The 19357-nt window shown below is 47.3% G+C and carries 18 protein-coding genes; 1 reads left to right on the top strand and 17 read right to left on the bottom strand.

Translation table 11 applies throughout. The features are described from left to right. Positions 1-6: 6 nt before the first annotated feature. The 14 genes from gatB to mscL all read right to left on the bottom strand — a co-directional run bounded on the left by gatB (position 7) and on the right by mscL (position 14667). A complete protein-coding gene (gene gatB / locus BUA79_RS07350) occupies positions 7-1440 on the bottom strand; it encodes an Asp-tRNA(Asn)/Glu-tRNA(Gln) amidotransferase subunit GatB (RefSeq protein ID WP_073993725.1) in 1434 nt (477 codons plus the stop codon). Then, positions 1437-2909, bottom strand: a complete 1473-nt coding sequence (gatA, locus tag BUA79_RS07345; protein WP_073993724.1) for an Asp-tRNA(Asn)/Glu-tRNA(Gln) amidotransferase subunit GatA — start codon at positions 2907-2909, stop codon at positions 1437-1439. Before gatA ends, gatB begins: the two co-directional genes overlap by 4 nt. Positions 2910-2924: 15 nt before the next feature. Then, positions 2925-3218 (bottom strand): Asp-tRNA(Asn)/Glu-tRNA(Gln) amidotransferase subunit GatC, encoded by a 294-nt coding sequence (gatC, locus tag BUA79_RS07340; RefSeq protein ID WP_073993723.1) that lies wholly within the window; start codon positions 3216-3218, stop codon positions 2925-2927. Between the two features lie 12 nt (positions 3219-3230). After that, on the bottom strand, positions 3231-4562 hold the full coding sequence (gene aspS / locus BUA79_RS07335; RefSeq protein WP_073993722.1) for an aspartate--tRNA(Asn) ligase: 1332 nt from the start codon (positions 4560-4562) through the stop codon (positions 3231-3233). A 393-nt stretch (positions 4563-4955) separates the two neighbouring features. Continuing rightward, complete coding sequence (locus BUA79_RS07330; RefSeq protein WP_073993721.1) at positions 4956-5666, bottom strand: ABC transporter ATP-binding protein; 711 nt, start codon at positions 5664-5666, stop codon at positions 4956-4958. Between the two features lie 13 nt (positions 5667-5679). Continuing rightward, a complete protein-coding gene (locus tag BUA79_RS07325) occupies positions 5680-6438 on the bottom strand; it encodes an ABC transporter ATP-binding protein (protein ID WP_073993720.1) in 759 nt (252 codons plus the stop codon). 2 nt (positions 6439-6440) lie between these two features. Then, entirely contained in the window at positions 6441-7418 is a 978-nt protein-coding gene (locus BUA79_RS07320) for a branched-chain amino acid ABC transporter permease (RefSeq protein ID WP_094757362.1), read from the bottom strand. Positions 7419-7428: 10 nt separating this feature from the next. After that, on the bottom strand, positions 7429-8310 hold the full coding sequence (locus BUA79_RS07315; RefSeq protein WP_073993719.1) for a branched-chain amino acid ABC transporter permease: 882 nt from the start codon (positions 8308-8310) through the stop codon (positions 7429-7431). A 122-nt stretch (positions 8311-8432) separates the two neighbouring features. Further along, positions 8433-9611, bottom strand: coding sequence for an ABC transporter substrate-binding protein (locus BUA79_RS07310; RefSeq protein ID WP_073993718.1), 1179 nt, complete (start codon positions 9609-9611; stop codon positions 8433-8435). 124 nt (positions 9612-9735) lie between these two features. Continuing rightward, entirely contained in the window at positions 9736-10950 is a 1215-nt protein-coding gene (locus BUA79_RS07305) for an LL-diaminopimelate aminotransferase (protein ID WP_073993717.1), read from the bottom strand. Positions 10951-10971: 21 nt separating this feature from the next. Continuing rightward, positions 10972-11520, bottom strand: a complete 549-nt coding sequence (locus tag BUA79_RS07300; RefSeq protein WP_073993716.1) for an ANTAR domain-containing response regulator — start codon at positions 11518-11520, stop codon at positions 10972-10974. 28 nt (positions 11521-11548) lie between these two features. Then, positions 11549-12877 carry a type I glutamate--ammonia ligase gene (gene glnA, locus BUA79_RS07295; RefSeq protein WP_073993715.1) on the bottom strand — a complete coding sequence of 443 codons (1329 nt, stop codon included), beginning with the start codon at positions 12875-12877 and terminating at the stop codon, positions 11549-11551. Between the two features lie 126 nt (positions 12878-13003). Beyond that, a complete protein-coding gene (locus tag BUA79_RS07290) occupies positions 13004-14185 on the bottom strand; it encodes an NAD(P)-dependent malic enzyme (RefSeq protein ID WP_073993714.1) in 1182 nt (393 codons plus the stop codon). Between the two features lie 26 nt (positions 14186-14211). Beyond that, on the bottom strand, positions 14212-14667 hold the full coding sequence (gene mscL / locus BUA79_RS07285) for a large conductance mechanosensitive channel protein MscL (protein WP_073993713.1): 456 nt from the start codon (positions 14665-14667) through the stop codon (positions 14212-14214). 107 nt (positions 14668-14774) lie between these two features. Between mscL and BUA79_RS07280 the strand changes: the two genes are divergently transcribed. Further along, positions 14775-15485 (top strand): ribonuclease H family protein, encoded by a 711-nt coding sequence (locus BUA79_RS07280; protein WP_330389215.1) that lies wholly within the window; start codon positions 14775-14777, stop codon positions 15483-15485. Here the strand turns inward: BUA79_RS07280 and BUA79_RS07275 are convergent. Genes BUA79_RS07275 through clpX form a run of 3 tightly spaced genes read right to left on the bottom strand, consistent with a single transcriptional unit; the run spans position 15468 to position 19321 of the window. Next, positions 15468-17156 carry a putative ABC transporter permease subunit gene (locus BUA79_RS07275; RefSeq protein WP_073993712.1) on the bottom strand — a complete coding sequence of 563 codons (1689 nt, stop codon included), beginning with the start codon at positions 17154-17156 and terminating at the stop codon, positions 15468-15470. The two genes, BUA79_RS07280 and BUA79_RS07275, sit on opposite strands and share 18 nt — an antisense overlap. Then, positions 17153-17878: an ABC transporter ATP-binding protein gene (locus BUA79_RS07270; protein WP_073993711.1), complete on the bottom strand. Its 726-nt coding sequence runs from the start codon at positions 17876-17878 to the stop codon at positions 17153-17155. Before BUA79_RS07270 ends, BUA79_RS07275 begins: the two co-directional genes overlap by 4 nt. Positions 17879-17893: 15 nt before the next feature. Further along, positions 17894-19321: an ATP-dependent Clp protease ATP-binding subunit ClpX gene (gene clpX, locus BUA79_RS07265; protein ID WP_073993710.1), complete on the bottom strand. Its 1428-nt coding sequence runs from the start codon at positions 19319-19321 to the stop codon at positions 17894-17896. Positions 19322-19357: the final 36 nt, after the last annotated feature.

The following is a 19357-nucleotide window of genomic DNA, read 5'->3' as shown; positions in this document are numbered from 1 at the left end:
ACAAGGTCAATGCATTAATATTTCCTTGAGAATTTTATTGATGAGTGCCGGATTGGCTTTTCCTTTTGTTTCCTTCATTGCCTGGCCTACCAGGAATCCCAGTGCTTTTTCCTTTCCTCCGTGAAAATCCTCTACAGATTTAGGATTTGCATCCACGATCTTCTGTATGATTTCCTTCAGGGCACCTTCGTCGCTTTCCATGATAAGTCCGTTTTCTTCCACATATTTTTCCGGATCCATATCTTTATCAAAAATCACCTCGAATACTTCCTTGGCCACTGTCCGGTTAATCTTGCCCGATTCAATCAGTTTGATCAGCTTTGCCAGATTCGACGGGGAGAAGCTCACCTTCTCCGGTTCCATTTCCCTGACTTTGAGGATATGCATGGTTTCCACCATAATCCAGTTGGACGCTTCCTTGGGCTGGCCGGATAGCTCTACGGTTTCTTCAAAGATATCTGCCAGATGCTTGGAAGAGGTGATGATCTGGGCATCGTATTCCGGTATTTTAAAGTCTTCTATATAACGTTTTATTTTTGCGTCCCTGAATTCAGGCTGTCGGTTCAATATGCTGTCGACCCATTCCTGAGTGACGACTACCGGCGCCAGGTCCGGATCCGGGAAATATCTGTAATCCTGGGCATCCTCTTTCGAACGCATGGCATAGGAATATTCCTTATTGTCATCCCATCTTCTGGTTTCCTGGATGACGGTCTTCCCCTCTTCGATCAGCTCGATCTGGCGCAGCTTCTCCGCTTCAATCGCCCTGGAAATAGCTTTAAAGGAGTTCAGATTCTTCATCTCTGTTCTGGTTCCATATTCCTGCGCTCCGACCGGCCGTATGGAAAGATTGACATCGGCACGCATGGAGCCTTCATTCAGCTTACAGTCGCTGGCCCCAAGATACTGGATAAGCAGCCTCAGCTTCTCCAGGTACGTAATAACCTCCTGGGCAGAACGCAGATCCGGCTCGGATACAATCTCGATAAGCGGCACGCCGGACCGGTTGTAATCCACCAGGGTACAGTCCTCCCACTCGTCATGGATCAGCTTTCCTGCATCCTCCTCCATGTGAATTTCATGTATTCCAATCTTTTTCGTACCGGATTGTGTCTCTATTTCCACATATCCATTCCGGCAGATTGGAAGATACAGCTGCGAAATCTGGTAATTCTGAGGATTGTCCGGATAGAAATAATTCTTCCGGTCAAATTTGGAGTATCTGGTGATGTCGCAATTAGTGGCGATTCCCACCGCCATGGCATATTCCACAACCTGTTTGTTCAGAACCGGAAGAGAACCAGGCATACCTGTGCAGACCGGGCAGGTGTGTGTGTTTGGAGACCCTCCGAACTGGGTGGTGCAGGAGCAGAAGATTTTCGTTTTGGTCGCAAGTTCCACGTGAACTTCCAGACCGATTACCATCTCGTACTGTTTCATCTTCTCTCCTCCTTTGCTATCTCCGGTCTTTCATATTCCCTTGTCTGTTCAAAGGAATACGCCGCACGGATTATATTGTTTTCCTTAAAGCAGTCGCCTATAAGCTGGAGACCGATGGGAAGTCCTTTTTTGTCCCGTCCGCAGGGAAGGCTGATGGCCGGAAGTCCTGCCAGGTTGACAGCGATTGTATATATGTCCCCCAGGTACATCTTGATAGGATCTGTAAGACTTTCCCCCAGACGTGGAGCCGTGGAAGGCGCTACAGGGCCCAGGATTATGTCATATTTTGCAAAGGCCTTATCAAAGGCCTCCTTAATCAGGGCTTTTGTCCTCAGCGCTTTCAGATAATATGCGTCATAATATCCGCTGCTCAGTACAAATGATCCCAGCATGATCCTGCGTTTCACTTCCGCACCAAATCCCTGGGAGCGGCTTTTCTTATACATTTCATGAAGGCCCTCAAATTCAGGTGCACGGTATCCGTATTTCACTCCGTCAAATCTGGCCAGATTCGAGCTTGCTTCCGCAGAAGCGATCACATAGTAGGCCGGTATCGCATATTCCGTGAGGCTTAAATCGAACTCCTCCACGATGGCGCCCTTTTGTTCCAGGATCGATGCCGCCGCCATTACTGCCGCCTTCACATCCTCATCCAGTCCCTGTCCGAAATAATCACGGGGGATTCCAATTTTCATTCCCTTTACATCGTCCACAAGTGCAGAAGAAAAGTCATAGTTTTCCCTCAGGACGGATGTGCTGTCTTTTTTATCAAAGGAAGCCACCGCTTCCAGAATCGCTGTGCAGTCGGAAACATTTTTGGCCACCGGACCGATCTGATCCAGGGAGGAGCCGTAGGCAATGAGTCCGTAACGGGATACGGTTCCATAGGTGGGCTTAATCCCCGTGACCCCGCAGAAGGAGCTGGGCTGGCGGATGGAACCTCCCGTATCAGAACCCAATGAATAGCTTACTTCTTCCGAAGCCACTACGGCACAGGATCCGCCGGAGGAACCGCCGGGTACATGATCCATATTCCATGGATTGCGGGTTACCCCGTATGCCGAAGTTTCCGTAGTGCTTCCCATGGCAAATTCATCCATGTTGGTTTTGCCGATAATGACCGCTCCGGCCTTCTCCATGTTCAATACTGCCTGGGCAGAATATGGCGGAACAAAATTGTAAAGGATTTTGGAACTGCAGGTGGTAAGCAACCCTTTCGTGCAGATGTTGTCCTTTACTGCCATAGGTACTCCGGCCAGCGGACCGGTCAGAGTTCCCTCATCAATCAGTTTCTGGATTCTCTGGGCACTTCTGATTGCGCCTTCTCCGTCCAGAGTCACGAACCCATGTACTATGCTTTCCAGCGCCTCGGACCTGTCCAGGGCCGCCTTTGCAGCCTCGACCACGCCGATTTCTTTATTTTTAATTTTTCTGCCCATTTCCAAGGCAGTTAAACTCATAATATCCACTCTGAACACTCCTTATCATTCAACTGTTTTAGGAACCTTGTAACAGCCATCTTTTTTCTGTGGAGCGTTAGAGAGCAAGTTGTCTCTGTCATCTCCGTTTTCAAGGACATCTTCCCGGAAGACATTGTTTACGGGGAAAATATGGGACATAGGTTCCACTCCCTGCGTATTCAGCTCATTCAATTTATCAATGTAGTCCAGCATGCTGCCCATATCCTTTTTGGCCTGTTCCCTCTCTTCTTCCGAAAGGTCCAGTTTCGCAAGGATAGATACGTATTCTATTGTTTCATCCGTGATTATATTTGACATTTTCGTACCTCCTTATGGTTCCAGTCTGCTCAAATCCCTTGGGAAGAGAGTGGTTTCCCTTACATTGTCCTTGCCCAGAATCTTCATGGTCAGTCTTTCCAGACCCATCCCCAGACCTCCGTGAGGAGGCATTCCATGCTTGAAAATCATCAGATAATGTTCCATTCCCTCTTCGTCCATTCCTCGGGCACTTATTTTCTCCCGCAGCATATCCAGATCATGGATACGCTGACCTCCCGTGGTGATTTCTATTCCCCTGAAAAGCAGATCGAAGCTCAGGGTAAATCTGGTATCCGCCGGATCATCCATGGTATAGAAGGGCCTTTTTTTCGAAGGATAGTGTGTTATGAACACAAAATCCGCATCGTATTCTTCCTTGAAGTATCTGCTGATCAGGACTTCCTCTTCCGGCTCGAGATCATAGGGGTTGCGGATTGGACGGTCGTACTTTTCCGATACCTTCTGCTTGGCGTCCTCGAATTTAATCGCAGGAATATTTTGTGCACTGGGAAGATCCACACCGCATATCCTGAGTTCGTTTGCGTAATCTTTCTTAAGGAGCTCCAGTATATACTGAAGGGCCCCTGCTTCCATGGCCATGATTTCTTCGAATCCCTCGATATAGCCCATTTCAAAATCCAGACTGGTGTATTCGTTCAGATGCCTGTGGGTATTGTGCTTTTCGGCCCGGAATACAGGCGCCGCCTCATAAACCCTGTCAAACACGCCTACCATTGTCTGCTTGTAAAACTGGGGACTCTGGGCCAGTTCGGCCTTTTTGCCGAAGTAATCCAGCTTAAATACATTGGCTCCGCCCTCGGCTCCCCTGGACACGATCTTCGGGGTCCGGATTTCCGTAAAGCCCTGGCAATGCAGGAAATCCCGAAAGCCGATTACGATTCCTTCCTGAATCTTAAACTTCGCTCTTTCCCTTATGTTACGGAGGGAAATCGGCCTTAGATCCACCAGGGTCTCCAGGTGGGATTTAAGCTGCCACTTATTGATGGCTATGGGCATGGGTTCTTTTGGTTCAGAAAGTATCCGTATGCTTTCCAGACGGATCTCGATTCCGTTGGGCGCCCTGTCCTCCGCAGCCATTACGCCCACCGCTTCTATAGTTGAATTTTCTTTCAGATCCTTGATATTAAAATTCGTTTTACCTTCCTCAAACACCGTCTGAAGAAGACCTTCCCGCTTGCGCAGGACAACAAAGGCAATATCTCCCATATCACGGATTGAATGAACGGCTCCGTTTACAGTCACTTTCTTTCCAAGATAATCGCCTGCAAGCAGCTCCCCTATCTCAAGAGTATCCTTTTTCATAACTCCACTGATGAATTCCACCTGTATATCCTCCTTTATTGCATTTAATCATAAAAAGTCCCGGAATATTAAAATATTCCGGGACGGGGTAATCGTTACACCGCGGTACCACCCGCATTCAGGAATACGATATGTATCCTGCGCTCATACACTTAACGCGTGCGACGTACAAACCTACAAGCCATTCAAAAGGCAATTCGGCAAGTCTGCTCCAGAGTGTTCCCCTCGCTTAGTTCCATCAAACAATGCTCTCAGTCGGTGGCATCGTATTCCTGTCGAGTTCCATAAGCAGGAGTCTCTTTCACTGCATTTCCATTTTTTATTAAATATATTGTTCATAATACAGACAATATTTTTTACTGTCAAGCGGAAAATTAATTTTCCACCCAGATATTCGGCAAGACAGCCCTATCCCTACTCGCCGAGATACGCTTTTCTTACCGCTTCATTTTCAGCCAGTTCGTTGGCTGGACCGTCCAGCACGATCTTGCCCGTTTCCAGTACATAAGCCCGATCGGCGATCTCCAGCGCCTTCTTGGCGTTCTGTTCCACCAGCAGAACCGTGGTGCCGCTGGCGCTGATTTCCTTAATAATGCTGAAAATTTCCGAAACAAGTATCGGGGAAAGTCCCATGGACGGTTCATCCATCAGGATGATTTTCGGTCTGGACATCAGTGCCCTTCCCATGGCCAGCATCTGCTGCTCTCCGCCGCTGAGGGTGCCCGCATGCTGTTTCTTCCGCTCTTCCAGTCTCGGGAACCGTTTAAATACATTCTGCAGGCTCTCTTCAATCTCGTCCCTGTCTTTCCGGGTGTATGCTCCCAAAAGTAGATTTTCAAGAACGGAAAGGTACGCGAATACCCTTCTTCCTTCCGGGACATGGGCCATGCCCATTTCCACCAGCTGGTGGGGAGGAATTTTCGTAATATCCCTGCCTTCAAAAATAATGTTTCCCGATTTGGAATTGATAAGTCTGGATACGGTATGGAGTATGGTGGTCTTGCCTGCGCCGTTGGCGCCGATAAGGGCGATAACCTCTCCTTCGTTAACTTCAAAAGAGATTCCTTTTATAGCCTGGATTACACCGTAGTACACTTCCAGGTCTCTGATTTCAAGCATTGCCATTTTAAACTCCCTCCTATTCTCCCAGATATGCCGTGATAACTTCGGGATTCTTCAAAACCACGGATGTTTCTCCCTGTGCCAGCACTTTGCCGAAATTCAGCACCGTCAGCTGCTCACAGATACCGGAAACAAGCTTCATATCATGCTCAATAAGAAGTATCGTCATGTCAAATGTATCCCGCACGAAGCGGATCGTATCCATCAGTTCCTGTGTTTCGTTAGGGTTCATGCCAGCCGCAGGCTCATCCAGAAGAAGCATCTTCGGGTTGGTGGCCAGAGCCCTGGCAATCTCCAGTTTTCTCTGTTTGCCATAAGGCAGGTTAGAAGCCATGATATCTTTTTGTCCGTCCAGATCGAACACCTTCAGGAGCTCCTCTGCCCGTTCATTCATTTTCTTTTCCATTTTAAAATACTTCGGCAATCTGCATATGCCTGTCAGTGCGGAATATCTGTATTCGTTCTGCAAAGCAACCTTTACGTTATCCAGAACCGTCATGGCCTTAAAAAGCCTGATATTCTGGAAGGTCCTGGCAACACCCGCTTTGTTGATATCAATGGTCCTCATCCCGGCAATATTTTTGCCGTCCAGGTTTATAATTCCGTCATTTGGCTTATACACACCCGTAAGCAGATTGAATATGGTTGTTTTTCCAGCGCCATTTGGTCCGATCAGACCATAAAGCTGTCCTTTTTCAATACTTATATCGAATCCATCCACCGCCCGAAGACCTCCAAAAGCAATGGACAGGTTTTTAACTTCCAATAATGCCATGATTATTCTGCCCCCTTTCGCTTATGCAGCATCCGGTAGTCCTGCATAAACCGCAGGTATTCCGGAATGAGCGTCAGCACTATCGCCGCAATCATAGATCCGCGTATATTTCCCATGCCGCCCAACACTACAAATACCAGAATCAAAATGGACATATTGTATCCGAAATTCTTCGGTGTGGCTGTCAGGGTCGACAGGTTATGGGAATACAGAACTCCCGCAACGCCCGCAAAAGCAGCGGATATGGCAAATGTTATTACCTTGTATTTTGTTATGTTGATTCCGATGGATTCCGCAGCAATACGATTGTCACGGATGGACGTAATGGCGCGGCCCGTACTGGATTTAATGATATTCATAACGACAATCATGGTGACCAGCACAAGAATGATACCTATAGTGAAGTTGGAATCCGTCGGGGTCCCTGTGATTCCCTGAGCACCCTTTATGATGACGTCTCCGCCTTCCTTCAGGTTCAAATCCATAGCGTTTTTCATGGAGAAATGGATACCAGTGCTGTCTTTTCCCACGTACATGACGTTGACTACGTTTTTGATGATTTCACCGAATGCGAGCGTGGTGATCGCCAGATAATCCCCCTTGAGCCGCAGCACAGGTACGGCGATGATAATACCGAATATGGCAGCACAGACAGCTCCAATAATCAGGGCAATAAGAAACCTGAGATATGTTGCCGTAATGAGATCTTCGGTCAACCTGGAAAAAAACGCACTGGCAAACGCACCAACACACATGAAACCGGCGTGTCCCAGACTCAGCTCACCCAGGATGCCAACCGTAAGATTCAAGGATATGGCCAGAATCACATATACGCATAAAGGCACCAGCAGTCCTTCCATAAGGCTGGAAACCGATCCGGTTGAAATCAGGATCTGGATAATGATATATGCGGCCACCACGATACCCAGGGTGATCATATTGTTATATGTACTTTTATTCATTCCAATTTTCTTTTTCATCATCTCCCACCTATACCTTCTCTCGAATTTCCTTTCCAAGTATTCCGGTAGGTTTTACCAGGAGAACAATAATCAGCACGGCGAACACGATAGCATCCGCAAGCTGGGATGAAATGTATGCTTTGCTTAAGTTCTCGATGACGCCCAGAAGAATCCCGCCTATCATGGCTCCCGGTACAGATCCGATCCCTCCGAACACGGCCGCCACAAAGGCTTTGATGCCGGGCATCGCCCCTGTATAAGGAGTCAGGGCCGGATAGGATGAAACAAGAAGTATGCCGGCGATGGCTGCCAGACCGGAACCGATGGCAAAGGTGATAGAGATTGTTTTGTTGACATTGATGCCCATAAGCTGGGCCGCTCCCTTATCCTCTGATACGGCATTCATAGCACGTCCGGTTTTTGTTTTTTTGATAAACAGTGTCATGGCTATCATAATAATGACACTGGCAATAATCGTGACGATGGTTTCACCCGATATGGTCAGCTGGCCGTCTGCCAGGACAAGATCAGGAATGGATACGACAGATGTAAAGGATTTTGTGTTCGCTCCGAATATAAGCAGAGCGATGTTCTGCAGAAAGTAGCTCACACCGATTGCGGTTATGAGAACAGCCAGCGGCGAAGCACCCCTCAGGGGTTTATAAGCGATTTTTTCAATCACCACGCCGAGCAGCGTACAGACGACGACCGCTGCAACAATACCAAGCCATGGCGAAAGTCCCATAGTGCTCATGATCATGAAAGTCACATACCCGCCAATCATGATAACATCCCCATGGGCAAAGTTTAACATCTTGGCAATTCCATATACCATGGTATATCCAAGTGCGATGATAGCATAAACACTTCCCAGACTGATTCCGTTGACTAAATAAGAAATGAAACTCATATTGCACCTCTTTTTATTAAAAATTGTATTCATTATAACACAGGATGATTTCATCCACAATCCGTATTCGAATTAACAAAAAAAAAAGGAGGGGTATTGAAAACCCCTCCGGAGATTTTTCATTAGTTAGCTGTATAAACTCCGTTTTTGATTGTTACAGCCATAGGTTTCTTGCTTACTTCGCCGGTTGCAGCCCATGTCATTTCTGCACCTTTACCAGTCAGTCCGACAACTGCGATTTCAGGCATAGCGCCCTTAAGTGCATCACCAAGTTCTGAAACGCTCATATCCGGTGTTGCTCCGCTCTTTTCAATAGCAGCTTTGATCGTGTAGATTGCATCATATGCATCCGCTGCGAACTGGTTTGGAACTTCACCGTAGTTTTCCTTGTAAGTTGCAACGAAATCCTGTGTCAGTTTGTCAGTCGCATCTGCTGCAAACGGTGTCAGGAGCATTACACCTTCTGCGAGGGAAGTGTCAAAGTTTTCAACACCAAGGATTCCGTCAAGTCCGTCACATCCGAAGAAAAGAGGTTTGTATCCGATGGAATTGGCCTGTTTGAGAATCAGGGTTGCTTCTGTGTAGTAGATTGGAAGGAATACAAGCTCTGCGCCTGCATCTTTTGCCTTCTGGATCTGTACGGAGAAATCGGATTTATTGTCAGCTGTGAAAGCCTCTGCCGCAACAATCTCAATTCCTTTGGATTCTGCCTGTGATGCAAATTTCTCGTAGATTCCGGATGAGTAAACATCAGAGCTGTCATATATTACGGCAACTTTTGTTGCAAGGGCATTTTCTGCGATGTAGTCAGCAGATGCGATACCCTGGTTTGGATCCGAGAAGCAGATCTGGAAAGTATTGTCTCCTACGATTACATCAGGTGATGAACCGGATGGCGTAACCTGGAACATATTGTCCTCTGCTGTTTTGGCGGAAACTGCCATACATGGGGTAGATGTTACGGTTCCCATGAGAATCTGCATTCCCCAGTCTTTTAAGGTATTGTAGGCATTCACGGCTTTTTCCGCATCATGTTCATCATCTTCAAATTTATATTCGATCTGGTATCCGTTGATACCGCCTGCTGCGTTGATTTCGTCCACAGCAATCTGTGCGCCATTTTTTACACCCTGTCCGTAGATAGCAGCTGCACCAGTTATCGGGCCGATTCCGCCGATATAAAATTTATCCGAGGCAGTACTTGAACCGGTTGTCTCTGTATCGTTACCGGATCCGCCGCATCCTGCGACAACACTCATCGCCATTACGAGCACTAAAATTAAACCTAATATCCTTTTCATAAATAAAGTCTCCTCCTATAGTGAATTTTTTTCACTTTATTGTTTTTGCCTCAGCGAGTTCGCACGTTAAAGCAAAGAATTACTATCAGTAATATACAGTTTCTTTATTATTTTGTCAATGGCATCAAAGTTTTTTTATGCGATCCAGCGCCGCTACAGTATTCTCATAGCTTCCGAAAGCAGTCAGTCTGAAATACCCTTCTCCATTTGGTCCAAAACCTGAGCCAGGAGTTCCGACTACGTTGGCTTTTTCCAGAAGATGATCGAAGAATTCCCAGGACGTCATATTGTTCGGAGTCTTTAACCAGATGTATGGGGCATTGATTCCGCCGGAAACAGAATACCCTGCCTCGGCAAGACCTTCACGGATCAGCTTCGCATTTTTCATATAGTAGGCAACCTGCTCGGCCGTCTGCTTTTTGCCCTCTTCCGAATAAACAGCCTCTCCGGCTTTCTGGATAATGTAAGGCGCACCGTTGAACTTTGTTCCGTGGCGTCTTGCCCACAGGCCGTTTACAGATACTCCTCCGCATAACAGGTCCTTCGGCACAATTGTGTATGCCAGCCTTGTTCCGGTGAATCCTGCATTTTTCGAAAAGCTTCTCATCTCGATGGCGCAGGTCTTTGCTCCTTCACATTCGTAGATGGAATGAGGCACATCGGCTTCTGAAATGTACGCTTCATATGCAGCATCGTAAATGATGACTGACTTATTTTTGTTGGCAAAGTCCACCCATTCCTGCAGCTGGTCCTTCTTGATGGTAGATCCGGTCGGGTTGTTCGGAAAGCAAAGATAGATGATGTCCGGCACTTCCTGCGGAAACTCCGGTGCAAATCCATTTTCTTCCTTGCATGGCATATAAATGAGGTTGTCCCATCTTTCCGTTTCTGCAACGTAGCTGCCTGCCCTTCCGGACATGGCGTTGGAATCCACGTAAACAGGATATACAGGATCACAGACACCAATCTTGTTATCAACCGAAAATATATCTCCGATATTGGCGGCATCACTTTTAGATCCGTCACTGACAAAGACCTCATCCAGATCAAGCTCCACTCCCCTGGTTTTGAAATCGTTATCAATAATGGCTCTTCTCAGGAATTCATATCCCTGATCCGGGGCATATCCCTTAAAGCTGTTCTTTCCACCCATCTCATCCACTGCGGTATGAAGGGCCGTTATCACGGCAGGAGCCAGAGGAAGTGTAACATCCCCGATTCCTAAGCGGATAATTTTTTTATCCGGATTGGCTTTCTCAAAAGCCGCCACTTTCTTCGCAATAGTAGAAAACAGATAACTGCCTGGCAGTTTCAAATAATTGTCATTGATTTTAAACATTTCTCATAATACCTTTCCATTTTATCTCAGCAATATTCCTATCACCATCTCCGCCGTGGCAGAAAGGGTGCTCCCGGTGTCCATGCTGGTCTTTTGTATATATCTGTGAGCCTCCGGCTCCGTCATATTGTTCTTTTCCATCAGTACTTTTTTAGCATCCTCGATCAGCTTCTTTTCATCCTCATTCCGTTTCAGAGGCTGTTTTTTCCGCTTTTTCCTTCTCTGATATATCGTCTCGGAGAGCATCTCCACTGTGTTGATCAGGCTGTTTCCCTTAAGCGGAAGAGGAAGACAGATAATCCCGCTGCCAACTGATATATCATCAATAATCCTGGAGGTAATCAGGAGCATTTCAAAGGACGAAGGCATATAATCCCTCAACTGCATGTAAATCATATCAGACAGCCTGTATCCGCAGATCAGGATTCCGTCGTCCATTCCGTCCAGTGCATGGACCGCAGCAGAGCCTGAGGTATAGGCTGCAACTACGTTGTAACCATGCCTCATCAGGATGGCTTTTATCCCATCTGCCTCTTCCTGCTTAGGGAATGCTATAACTATATTTATCAACTCATGTCACCTCCCAGATGCCAGAAATCTAGTATTTGGAAAGATACTGATCGATTTCCCATCCGCTTACCTGGGTAATATATTCCTGCCATTCTTTTTTCTTGGCTTTCAGGTACTTGGTGCCGGTATGGTTGCCAAGGACTTCCTGGACAAATTCGCTCTTTTCCATCTCTGTGATGGCGTCCATCAGGTTGCAAGGAAGACTTTCAATGCCGAGTTCCTTCTGCTCTTCTTCGGTAAGTTCGAAAATATTGCAGCACACTTCTCCTTTAGGAGTCAGTTCCCGTTTGATTCCGTCCAGACCTGCCGCCAGGCAGACTGCCAGTACCAGATACGGATTTCCTGTGGGATCCGGACATCTGAGTTCTATGCGTGTGGACGAACCGTGGGCTGCCGGTATGCGGATCAGAGGACTGCGGTTTGTAGCAGACCAGGCAATATATGTCGGTGCCTCGAATCCAGGTACCAGACGTTTGTAGGAATTCACCAGGGGATTCGTTATAGCCGTCATCCCTTTCATGTGTTCCATAATACCGGCTATGAAGTGATATGCTATCTTGCTCAGGCCATGCCTGTCGGAGGAATCTTCAAATGCATTCTTTCCATCCTTGAAGAGGGACATATTTATATGCATTCCGGAACCGCACACCCCGAACTTCGGTTTCGGCATGAATGTGGCGCACATGCCGTGCCTTTTGGCGATGCTCTTCACGGCAAGCTTGAAGGTCATGATATTGTCTGCGGTGTGCATGGCTTCTTCATATTTGAAGTCTATTTCATGCTGGGCCGGTGCCACTTCGTGGTGAGAGGCTTCAATCTCAAAGCCCATCTCCTCTAGGTTCAGCACCATGTCTCTTCTGACTTCTTCCCCCAGATCCACAGGTCCAAGGTCAAAATAGCCGGCCATATCGAAGGATTCCGTAGTAGGGGCACCATTATTGTCTGTATTAAATAAGAAAAACTCACATTCAGGCCCAACATTGAAGGTATAACCCATTTCGGAAGCCTCATTGATTGCTCTTCTTAAAATATATCTGGGGTCTCCCTCGAAAGGTGTCCGGTCCGCCTTGTATACGTCGCAGATCAGACGGGCTACCTTGCCCTGCTGGGGTTTCCATGGGAATATGGTAAAGGATTTCAGGTCAGGATACAGATACATGTCCGACTCTTCAATCCGGACAAATCCCTCTATGGACGAGCCATCAAACATGCATTTATTATCTAAGGCTTTCTCCAGCTGGCTGGAAGTGATTGCGACATTCTTCAGTGTTCCGAACATATCCGTAAACTGAAGGCGGATAAACTCAACATCTTCTTCCTCTACCAGGCGGATGATCTCCTGCTTTGTATACTCCATATATTTCCTCCTTGATGAATAGTATAAAAATGGGCATTTTCTTATAAAGAAAACGCCCTTGTTTCTCGAAAAATCATATCAACTGTAAGGCTGTTTGTCAACTTGTGTTTTGCACAGATTGTATCCCTATGCATCGATCCTTGCGACACCGGTTTTTCTGGCAGCTTCTGCCACAGCCTTAGCTACAGCCTTGCCGACCCTGGGGTCGAATGCAGCCGGGATGATGTAATCCGGTCCCAGTTCCTCATCGGATACAAGGCCTGCCAGTGCTTCTGCCGCCGCAAATTTCATCTCCTCATTGATCTCGCTTGCCCGGACGTCAAATGCACCCCGGAAAATTCCTGGAAATGCAAGCACATTGTTGATCTGGTTCGGAAAATCACTTCTACCTGTAGCCACTACCATCGCTCCTCCGGCCTTTGCATCATCCGGGAAGATTTCCGGTGTCGGATTGGCACAGGCAAATAAGACAGCATCCTTGGCCATCGTTCTGACCATTTCCGTCGTTACCAGTCCCGGGGAAGATACCCCTATAAATATGTCGGAGCCTTTCAGGGCATCCGCCAGGGTACCCTGCAGTTTAGACGGGTTGGTAACCTTCGACATCTGTTCCTTGACAGGGTTCATTCCCTTCGTTCTTCCCTCATAAATCGCTCCCGTGCGATCGCAGAGGATGATATCCGGGAAACCGTACTTCAGAAGAAGTCTGGTGATGGAAATAGCTGCCGCGCCTGCACCGCTGATCACGATCCTGACGTCCTCTTTGTTCTTCCCAACCACCTTCAGGGCATTGATGAGACCCGCCAGATTTATGACGGCTGTCCCATGCTGATCATCATGAAAAATAGGAATATCGCACTTCTGCTTGAGTTTTTCCTCGATTTCAAAACATCTTGGTGCCGAGATATCCTCAAGATTCACACCGCCAAAGCTCCCGGAAATGAGATAAATGGTGTTGACAATCTCATCCACATCTTTGGATTTGATGCATAAAGGAAAAGCATCCACTCCTCCGAACTCCTTGAAGAGCACGCATTTCCCCTCCATGACCGGCATGCCTGCTACAGGTCCGATGTCACCGAGACCCAGAACCGCTGATCCGTCAGTCACCACCAGGCACATGTTCCAGCGTCTGGTAAGTTCATAGGACTTGTTCTCATCCTTCTGGATTTCCAGACAGGGCTCGGCTACACCGGGAGTGTATGCCAGGGACAGGTCGTGCTTATTCTTTACGGGAACTGTTGAAACCACTTCAATCTTTCCCCTTTTTTCATAATGAAACTGTAAACTTTCTTCTGCAATAGTCATTTTGTTCCTCCAAAATTAGTTAATTGTTAAAGCTGGGAAGTGCAGTTCGGGCACCTGGTTGCCTCCAGCGGAATATCCGTCAGGCAGTATGGGCATTTCTTAGTGGTGATCGGAGCTGCAGCTTCCGCTTTTTTCCGTTTTGCAATCATGTGGTTCACTGCCTTCACCATTATAAATACGACAAGAGCTATGATAATAAAATCAATCGCTGTGTTAATGAACACACCATAATTCAGTGTGGCCGCACCCGCTGCCTGTGCTTCAGCAAGGGTCGCATAGTTGCCCCCATCCAGAGGTACGAACATGTTGGCAAAATCCTGACCGCCGGTTGCCAGGCCCACTATTGGCATAATAATGTCACTAACAAAAGATGCGATGATTTTCTGGAAAGCACCGCCGATAATAACGGCGACAGCCAGATCCATAACATTTCCCTTTGTGATAAACTCTTTAAACTCTGCTATAAAACCTTTTTTCTCCATTTTTTTCCTCCCTCTCTTAAATAAAATCGTGTCCTTATAGAATTATTATAAAGGATGTGGGAGGTTTGTCAATGACACTCTTGCTTTTAAGAGGAGCCTAAAATATAATGAAACCGTATCATATCCACGTGCAGGAAAGGAAACACAAGATGGCAGACAAATTTTACGCAGTAAGATCCGGCAGAAAGCCCGGGATATACAGAACCTGGAAAGATTGCGAGGCCCAGGTGCACGGATGTGCCGGTGCTCAATATAAAAGCTATAAGACGCTGGAAGAGGCAGAGGTTTTTATGAAGAGTGGCCCGATCCAGACCTCAAAACCCAGAACTCGTACGACAAATACGAAGGTTTCTGACTCCTCGGTTCCTGACGCACCGGTTGAAATGCCTTCCGGAGCCGACTGCGCAGTTGCCTACGTAGACGGCAGCTATAATGCAGCTACGCAGGAATATTCCTATGGCATGGTGCTGTTCCATGATGGGGAGGAGCTGCATTTTTCCCAGATGGGGAATGATGCGGAGCTCGCCCTGATGCGGAATGTATCCGGTGAAATCAAAGGCTCCGAAGCAGCTATGCAGTACGCCATGGACAACGGCATAAAGGAATTGACTATATACCACGACTACGAAGGCATCTCCAAATGGTGCCTGGGAGAATGGAAGACAAACAAAGAAGGAACCCGGGCATATAAGGATTTCTATGACCGGGCCAAAACAAAAGTTCATATTAAGTTCGTAAAAGTCGCCGGACATTCCGGTGATAAGTACAATGATCTCGCAGACAGGCTGGCCAAGCAGGCTTTATTCAAGAGCCCCTAATTTAGTTTCCGCCAATGCGGCCACAGCCCGGTTCAGCAGCAGCGCTCCGGCCAGCACGACAGCTGCAGCCACCGGCGCGATAATATATATGGAAATCCCAAGCTTCAGATAGCAGAGCAGACCTGCTGCGGCAATAATTCCTCCCACCAGGACAATCAGAACCATTTCAAACAGAGTATTCAGATTCTGCTTGATAGCGCTCTGTTCATTTTCCCAGTTTAATTTGGGCCGGATCAGATCCACGATAATGGCCAGGTAATTAAAGAGAAAACAGGAAATGAAGCTCAGTACGGTGGAGAGAACCACAGCAAATACAGGGATACGAAGTATCAGCATAGCCACCAGACAATACAGGGTCGAGGAAAACAGAGCCAGCACCACACCAGTCATGGTCTTGGCAAAGACCTGTTCTTTGTAGCTCAAAGGAATATACTTCATGACATAGAAGTTCTTTCCTTCCCTGGAAATGGCCGTTCCCGCCGTAAAATTCAGGGCGGATATACCCGCGGTTATAACGAATACCGCCAGAATGCAGACCGACGTAGTCCGCAGCATGTCCGCTCCAACCATTTCCAAAATCTTTTCCGGGTTAATATTTGAAAAGGCCTTTCCGGCCATGGGGATGGCAAAAATCACCGGCCATAAAATGGCTATAAGCACACAGTTGAGAAAATACACAGGCGTGCGGAACAAAATCCGCAGCTCCTTCATCATATACGTTACCAGGATGTTTCTCCTGCGTATAATCTTCCTGCTTTCATCCCCGCTGAAAGCTTTTCTTTTGGACGCAGTATCCGCCATGCCGCTGACACCCCTGAAATACAGGAATTTTCCCGCCACTATGAAGACCGCTATATACAGGACCGCTGAAAGAACGAAAAACAAAAGCTGCAGGGGAGCTTCAAACACAAGAGCCTTTTCAATAAATACCAGGCTGGGGAATGCGACATTCAGGGTTGTGGCCAGGGAATTGTTTCCCTGCATCAGCAACTGGATCAGTTTATCCGGATCCATGGAAGCGAAGCTGTTTCCAAAACCATTCAAGCCCAGAACTACAACCAGAAATACCAAGGTGTAGATCGTCATGAGAAAATCCCTGTTCTTGGCTTTTTTAAACAGCAGCATCACCAGCATGCTGAATACCGACCCATAGACCAAAGGCGCCACAGGCATGAACAGAAGGGCCACAAGCAGTCCTATCCAGAATACCGGTCCTGCCCCCGCTGCAATCCCATACCCCAGAAGCAGAGGCAGAATCAGGAAGATCATGGTAATATATTCGTACAACAGGGTGACTGTGAACTTGGCAGCCACAATCTGCTCCGGACGGAAGGGCAGAGGCAGAAGCTTCTCGATATCACTGGAATAATAATAAACCGTAACAACCATAAGGGCACCAAATACAAATGCCATCATCGTTCCGCCCAGACAGGCGAGATTGACAATGATTCCTCCCTGTCCCACCGAATTAAGAAGCAGATAGCCTTCCCTGCCCGCCATATAAAAAGTTATGATCAGCGGGACGAAGCAGACCAGTATCAGGACATATAAAAGCTTCCGGCTGATCTCCAGACCAGCCCGCTTTCCTTTATTCTTTTTTTTATTGCTGTCCGTTCTGAAATTCAGTCCGGTTTTCAGCAGGACTTTCGTAAGCAGAATGTATTTTTTCATAGGCCTTCGGTCATCTTCAGGAAGATATTTTCAAGCGAATCCTCTCCCGGATTTTCCTCTCTAAGGCGGTTCAGCGTCCCCATGAACACAAGACGCCCCTTATTGATAATGGCAACCTTATCACACAATTTTTCTGCAACTTCCAGCACATGGGTGGAAAACACAACGGATTTTCCTTCCCTGGTATGCTCCTTCATCATTTCTTTTAATTCAAAAGCAGACCGCGGGTCCAGACCCGTCAGGGGCTCATCCAGAATCCATACAGAAGGGCTGTGAAGAAGAGCACCCATAACGACTATTTTCTGACGCATTCCATGGGAATAGCTTAATATCTTGTCATTCAAGGCTTCCTTCATCTCGAACCGGTCGCCCATAATCTCTATCTGTTTCTGCCTCTCTTCTGTGGAGACGCCATACAGGTCCCCCATGAAATTCAGATATTCGATTCCCTTCAGACGCAAAAACACATCCGGATTGTCCGCCACGAATCCAAACTGCATCTTGGCTTCCAGAGGATCGGATACGATATCGTGTCCGTTGATCCGTATATTTCCTTCATCAGGAGCCAGGATGCCGACAATCATCTTCAGTACCGTGGTTTTCCCGGCTCCGTTCGGACCGATGACAGCCGTGATTTCACCATCCTTTACTTCAAATGTCATGTGGTCGACGGCCTTAACGGTTCCGCCATATGTCTTGGATATTCCATCAATTTCTATCATCTGTTTCCTCCCGTATTATCCGTTGACCACTTCCCGGTTTCCGGATTTATCTTCCAGAAGGTCCATTCCTCGCATCTCTATGACCGGGCCGCCTGTTTTTTCCACATATTCTTTTGTGATGACTACTCTGCCGATATTATCATCCTTCGGTATTTCATACATGATATCCAGCATGAATTCCTCAATAATAGACCGCAGCGCTCTGGCTCCCGTTTTCTTTTCGAGAGCTTTCCTTGCGATGGCCTTCAGTGCCTCCTGCTCAAAATCCAGCTTGACGCCATCCAGGGCCAGGAGTTTCTTATACTGGCTGAGTATGGCATTCTTGGGCTCTGTCAGAATCTCCACCATCATGTCTTCTGTCAGGACATCCATGGTAAACACGATGGGCAGACGGCCAAGAAATTCCGGTATCATGCCGAAAGCGCGCAGATCATCCAGGGTAACCTGGCGAATGAGGTCATTCACATTGTCATATTTGTCCTTCAGCTCTGCATTGAATCCAATGGCGGAGGTTTTGTTCAGCCTCTCCTTGATGATGGCGTCCAGATCCGGAAAAGCGCCTCCACAGACGAAGAGAATATTCTTGGTATTGACGGTGGTAAGCGGTACCATGGCATTCTTGCTGCTGGCTCCGACAGGCACTTCTATCTCGCTGCCTTCTAAAAGCTTGAGCAGCCCCTGCTGCACGGATTCTCCGCTGACATCCCGGCTGTTCACATTTTTCTTCTTGGCTATCTTATCGATCTCGTCAATGAAAATGATCCCCTTTTCAGCCTTCTCCACGTCATTGTCTGCTGCAGCCAGAAGCTTGGAGACGACACTCTCTATATCGTCGCCGATATAGCCGGCCTCTGTAAGGGAAGTTGCATCTGCAATCGCCAGAGGGACATCCAGAAGTCTTGCAAGAGTTTTAACCAGGTATGTCTTGCCGCATCCTGTGGGTCCGATCATCAGCATATTGGATTTCTCGATCTCGATTTCATCCTGTGTATTGGTGGCAACCCTCTTATAATGGTTATATACCGCAACGGCGATGTTTTTCTTGGCGGTTTCCTGTCCGATTACATACTCATCCAGCTTTGCCTTGATTTTATGGGGGGCTGGAATCTTCTCAATGTCGAATTCAGCGATGCTGGGCTTCTCAACCGGCTGCTTCTTCTTTATCTTCTGTCTCTGCGGAATCTCATTTTGAAGTGCAGACAAATCAATATTCCCGAATCTGGACATATCCTCCGGGCGGATATTCTTGAAGTCGATTCCGCTGTTTTGGATCGTGTCGAAGGTTCTCTGCATGCAGTCCGGACAGATATGTATGTCACCCGGCAGCTTGACCATTTTCCCTGTCTTGCTTTCGGGTCTCCGGCACACATAGCAGATCTCCTCGTATTCATGCTCTTTATTATCACTTATTGCTTTTTCTATATCATCTTTATGGTCTTCCATTTTTACCTCTCTTATTTAGACGTTCGGGAAACTTCC

Source organism: Parasporobacterium paucivorans DSM 15970 (genome assembly GCF_900141895.1).
Taxonomy (GTDB): Bacteria; Bacillota; Clostridia; order Lachnospirales; family Lachnospiraceae; genus Parasporobacterium; species Parasporobacterium paucivorans.
Note: the sequence above shows the minus strand (reverse complement) of the source record. Positions and strands in the feature narration are given on the sequence as shown.

Bases quoted from the DNA above. Each gene is read 5' to 3' on its own strand.
- BUA79_RS07290 (WP_073993714.1), bottom strand. From the start codon at position 14,185: ATGACTATTGCAGAAGAAAGTTTACAGTTTCATTATGAAAAAAGGGGA.
- BUA79_RS07305 (WP_073993717.1), bottom strand. From the start codon at position 10,950: ATGTTTAAAATCAATGACAATTATTTGAAACTGCCAGGCAGTTATCTG.
- BUA79_RS07270 (WP_073993711.1), bottom strand. From the start codon at position 17,878: ATGATAGAAATTGATGGAATATCCAAGACATATGGCGGAACCGTTAAG.
- mscL (WP_073993713.1), bottom strand. From the start codon at position 14,667: ATGGAGAAAAAAGGTTTTATAGCAGAGTTTAAAGAGTTTATCACAAAG.
- BUA79_RS07320 (WP_094757362.1), bottom strand. From the start codon at position 7,418: ATGAAAAAGAAAATTGGAATGAATAAAAGTACATATAACAATATGATC.
- BUA79_RS07275 (WP_073993712.1), bottom strand. From the start codon at position 17,156: ATGAAAAAATACATTCTGCTTACGAAAGTCCTGCTGAAAACCGGACTG.
- gatB (WP_073993725.1), bottom strand. From the start codon at position 1,440: ATGAAACAGTACGAGATGGTAATCGGTCTGGAAGTTCACGTGGAACTT.
- BUA79_RS07325 (WP_073993720.1), bottom strand. From the start codon at position 6,438: ATGGCATTATTGGAAGTTAAAAACCTGTCCATTGCTTTTGGAGGTCTT.
- glnA (WP_073993715.1), bottom strand. From the start codon at position 12,877: ATGGAGTATACAAAGCAGGAGATCATCCGCCTGGTAGAGGAAGAAGAT.
- BUA79_RS07315 (WP_073993719.1), bottom strand. From the start codon at position 8,310: ATGAGTTTCATTTCTTATTTAGTCAACGGAATCAGTCTGGGAAGTGTT.
- gatC (WP_073993723.1), bottom strand. From the start codon at position 3,218: ATGTCAAATATAATCACGGATGAAACAATAGAATACGTATCTATCCTT.
- BUA79_RS07280 (WP_330389215.1), top strand. From the start codon at position 14,775: ATGAAACCGTATCATATCCACGTGCAGGAAAGGAAACACAAGATGGCA.
- BUA79_RS07330 (WP_073993721.1), bottom strand. From the start codon at position 5,666: ATGGCAATGCTTGAAATCAGAGACCTGGAAGTGTACTACGGTGTAATC.
- clpX (WP_073993710.1), bottom strand. From the start codon at position 19,321: ATGGAAGACCATAAAGATGATATAGAAAAAGCAATAAGTGATAATAAA.
- BUA79_RS07310 (WP_073993718.1), bottom strand. From the start codon at position 9,611: ATGAAAAGGATATTAGGTTTAATTTTAGTGCTCGTAATGGCGATGAGT.